Raw genomic sequence first — 3,841 nt, 5'->3', positions numbered from 1 at the left:
CTTCCCCTTCCCGGCCCGGACGTGATGCGACTACCGTGCTACCCCAAAGTGGCACGACATGCGTTTCCTACGAGCCACGAATCAACGAGCACCTCATGTATAATGGCGGTTTTGACGTAAACCCAAAGAAGGTCTTTACATGTCGCGTTTCTGGAGTGAGCGGGTCCGTGAGCTTGAGCCCTATGTGCCGGGTGAGCAGCCCAAAATTGATGGGCTGATCAAACTCAACACCAACGAAAGTCCGTTTCCGCCCTCCCCCCGGGTGCGGGACGTGCTGACCGATGGGGCCATCGACAAGTTGCGCCTCTACCCCGACCCCAACTCCAGCGCCCTCAAACAGACCATCGCCGATTATTATGGGCTCAAGCCCGAACAGACCTTCGTCGGCAACGGCTCCGATGAAGTGCTCGCCTTTGCCTTCATGGCCTTCTTCAAACAGTCGCGCCCCCTGCTCTACCCGGACATCACCTACAGCTTCTACCCGGTCTACTGCCAGCTGTTCGACATCGACTATGAAATGCTGCCCCTGGCCGACGACCTGAGCATCAATCTGGCCGACTACCGGCGAGAGAACGGTGGCATCATCTTCCCCAACCCCAATGCGCCCACCGGGCGAGCACTGCCCCTGAGCGATATTGAGGCACTGCTGAAAGAGAACACCGATAGCGTTGTGCTGATCGACGAAGCCTATGTCGACTTCGGGGCCGAGAGCGCGGCGCAACTCGTGGACCGCTACCCCAACCTGCTGGTCACCCAGACGCTGTCCAAATCCCGCTCGCTGGCCGGCCTGCGCCTGGGTTTCGCCCTGGGTTCGGCGGAGCTGATCGAGGGGCTGGAGCGGGTCAAGAATTCGTTCAACTCCTACCCGGTGGATCGCCTGGCCGAGGCCGCCGCCATTGTGGCCATCGAGGATGACGACTATTTCCGTCAGTGCCGGGATCAGGTCATCGCCACCCGGGAATGGACCGAGGCTCGCCTGCAGGAGCTGGGCTTCCAGACCGTGCCCTCGGCAGCCAACTTTGTCTTCGCCCGCGTTCCCGAGGGTGAGGACGCGGCCGAACTGTCCCGCCAACTGCGCGACGCCCGCATTATCGTCCGCTATTTCAACAAACCCCGCCTGTCCGAGTACCTGCGCATCTCCATCGGCAGCGACACCGAAATGCAGGCGCTGATCACCGCGCTCAAGGCCATCCTCTCCTGAACAAAGCAACAGCCGCCAATCGGGCCTTGATTCTTGCGCCAAAGGCGGCTTATGATGCAGGTCTTATGAAAAAAAATAATAACCTGAACAACAGGTCGTTGGGGTCATTCGATCAGTACGCGCGTCAGGATTTCTTGCGTATTGTGAAAGAATTTAATAGATTGGCGCTATCTGGCACGTAAAGCAACGCAAGCCAGATCACCAGGAGCAAGGCGCCTTGTACAAGGAGCTGAAACCGACACGCCGTAATAAGCGGCGATCGGGTTTGATGTTAGCCACGAAGACCACCCAAACTGGGCGACTATGCAGACGAAATTGACGGCGGTTGAACTGATCAAGCGTTTCCAACGATTGTTCACCGACCTGAACCACAAACAAATCGCCGAACGTCTAGTAAAGCTGGTCATGGCCAAGCCTGCGGTGAGCCGGGCCGCGCTGATCATAGAGCGGGACCGACGACTCTTCGTCGAATCCATCGCCCGCCTGAACGCCCAGAAACAGCCCGAAATCGATACCGTCGCCACTGCCCTGAACAAGCTCCGAGGCTTTCCCCACAACCAGATCGAGCGCGTCTTTGCCGAGGGACAGCCCATTGCCCTGGACAGCAGCGCCATTGTCCGCCTGGGTCACGACATCACCCCCAAGGGCACCCGCTCCGCTTATCTCTACCCCATTTTCGAGCACGACAAGCCCATCGCCGCCTTCTATCTGGAAAGCCAGGACGATCTGCCCGCCCTGGAGCGCAGCGTTCAGGAGCTGGATACCGTATGGGCCTTCAGCGGCCTGCTGGCCCGACAGATCATCGAAATGTGGCGCCACGACGAGCAGAGCGAGCGCCACCGCCTGGCCGAGCAGGCCCTCTGGGCCAGCGAGACCTACCTGCACGCCATTCTGCACCACTCTCCGGCCCTGATTTCGGTCAAGGACCTGAACGGCAATGTGGTACTCGCCAGTGAGCACTACAAGCAGCTGCAGAACGTGGACGAGCAGGGGTTTGTCGGCAAGAACGTCTTCGACGTCTACCCCAAGGAAGTGGCTCAGGCACTCTGGGATATTGACCTGGCCACCCAGGACAAGCAGCAGACCTTCGAGACCGAACTGGAGCTGATGCACAAGGACGGCAGCCTGCACACCTATCTGATGGTGAAGTTCCCCCTCAGAAACCCGAATAACGATGTGTTCGGTGTCTGTACCATCTGCACCGACATCTCCGAGCGCAAGCTGGCGGAAAATGCTCTGCGCGAGCAACAGTCGCGCCTGAACTACATGGCCTTCCACGACTCGCTCACCGCCCTGCCCAACCGCTCCCTGTTTTACGATCGCATCTATCACGGCCTGGCCCGAGCCCAACGCAGCAACAGCAAACTGGCGTTGATGTTGCTGGATATCGACCGGTTCAAGAACATCAACGACAGCCTCGGACACGACTCCGGGGACCTGCTGCTCAAAGCCATCGCCATGCGCCTGAACGAAGGCGTGCGCGACATGGATACCGTCGCCCGTCTGGGCGGCGATGAGTTCGTGGTGGTGCTCGAGGGCGTGCACGACATGGAAGATGTGGTGTTCATCGCCAACAAGCTGCTGGTGACTCTGGCCCGGCCGCTGGAGATTGCCGGTCACGAGATCACCACCACCGTGAGTATCGGGGTGAGTGTCTACCCGGATGACGGCACCGATACCGACGAGCTGCTCAAGAACGCCGACATCGCCATGTACAAGGCGAAAGAAGCCGGCAAAAACAACTGTCAGTTTTACGCCAAGGGCATGAGCGCCACGGCGGTCAACTACCTGCTACTGGAAAACGATCTGCGCCGGGCGGTGGAGCAGGAGCAGCTGATTCTGCACTATCAGCCCCAGATCGATCTGAAAACCGGCGAGCTGATGGGTGTGGAGGCGCTGGTGCGCTGGCAACACCCGGAACGCGGACTGGTCTCCCCGGCTCATTTCATTCCCCTGGCCGAGGAAACCGGCCTGATTGCGCCCATTGGCGAGTGGGTGCTGCGCCAGGCTTGCTACCAGCAGAAGCGCTGGCTGGACTCGGGCAAGAAAGTGGGTCGCATGGCGGTGAACCTGTCACCGCGCCAGTTCCGCCAGCGCAATTTCCCGGAGAAGGTGGAAAGCATTCTGCGGGAGACCGGCTTACCGGCGGAGTATCTGGAGTTGGAGATCACCGAGAGCTGCGCCATGGAGCACGCCGGTGAGACCATCAATCAGCTCAAGCAGCTCAATCAGATGGGGCTGTATCTGGCGATTGATGATTTCGGCACCGGCTATTCGTCCCTGGCGTATCTGAAGCGCTTCCCGATTCAGAAGTTGAAGATCGACAGCAGTTTCATTCACGATATTCAGAGCGACCCGAACGATGCGGCCATTGCCAAGTCGATCATTGGCCTGGCGCACAACATGCAGCTGTCGGTGGTGGCAGAGGGGGTAGAGAAGCCCGCTCAGTCGGATTGGCTGTGTGATGAGGGCTGCGATCAGGGCCAGGGCTTCCTGTTCTCCAAGCCTCTCACCGCCCGGCAGTTCGAAGCACGCTTTGTGGGAAAGCACTTCGCCTTTGACGGCAATGTGGTGAAGTTGAACGCGTTGGCGTGATTTGGCGGTTGGGTAACGGCGGATGCGCTTCGCTTATCCGCCCTA

The 3,841-nt window shown here is 59.4% G+C and carries 2 protein-coding genes; both read left to right on the top strand.

The window, feature by feature from the left end:
• The first annotated feature begins 139 nt into the window (after positions 1-139).
• Entirely contained in the window at positions 140-1,201 is a 1,062-nt protein-coding gene (hisC, locus tag B3520_RS02445) for a histidinol-phosphate transaminase (RefSeq protein ID WP_286805331.1), read from the top strand.
• 303 nt (positions 1,202-1,504) lie between these two features.
• Positions 1,505-3,796, top strand: coding sequence for a putative bifunctional diguanylate cyclase/phosphodiesterase (locus B3520_RS02440; RefSeq protein WP_123638048.1), 2,292 nt, complete (start codon positions 1,505-1,507; stop codon positions 3,794-3,796).
• Positions 3,797-3,841 lie beyond the last annotated feature (45 nt).

It is taken from the genome of Marinimicrobium sp. UBA4509, assembly GCF_002388575.1.
Classification (GTDB): Bacteria; Pseudomonadota; Gammaproteobacteria; order Pseudomonadales; family Cellvibrionaceae; genus Marinimicrobium; species Marinimicrobium koreense.
This window is presented reverse-complemented; position numbering and strand designations above follow the sequence as displayed.

Excerpts from the sequence above, each read along its gene's own strand:
- B3520_RS02440 (WP_123638048.1), top strand. The coding sequence starts at position 1,505 with ATGCAGACGAAATTGACGGCGGTTGAACTGATCAAGCGTTTCCAACGA.
- hisC (WP_286805331.1), top strand. The coding sequence starts at position 140 with ATGTCGCGTTTCTGGAGTGAGCGGGTCCGTGAGCTTGAGCCCTATGTG.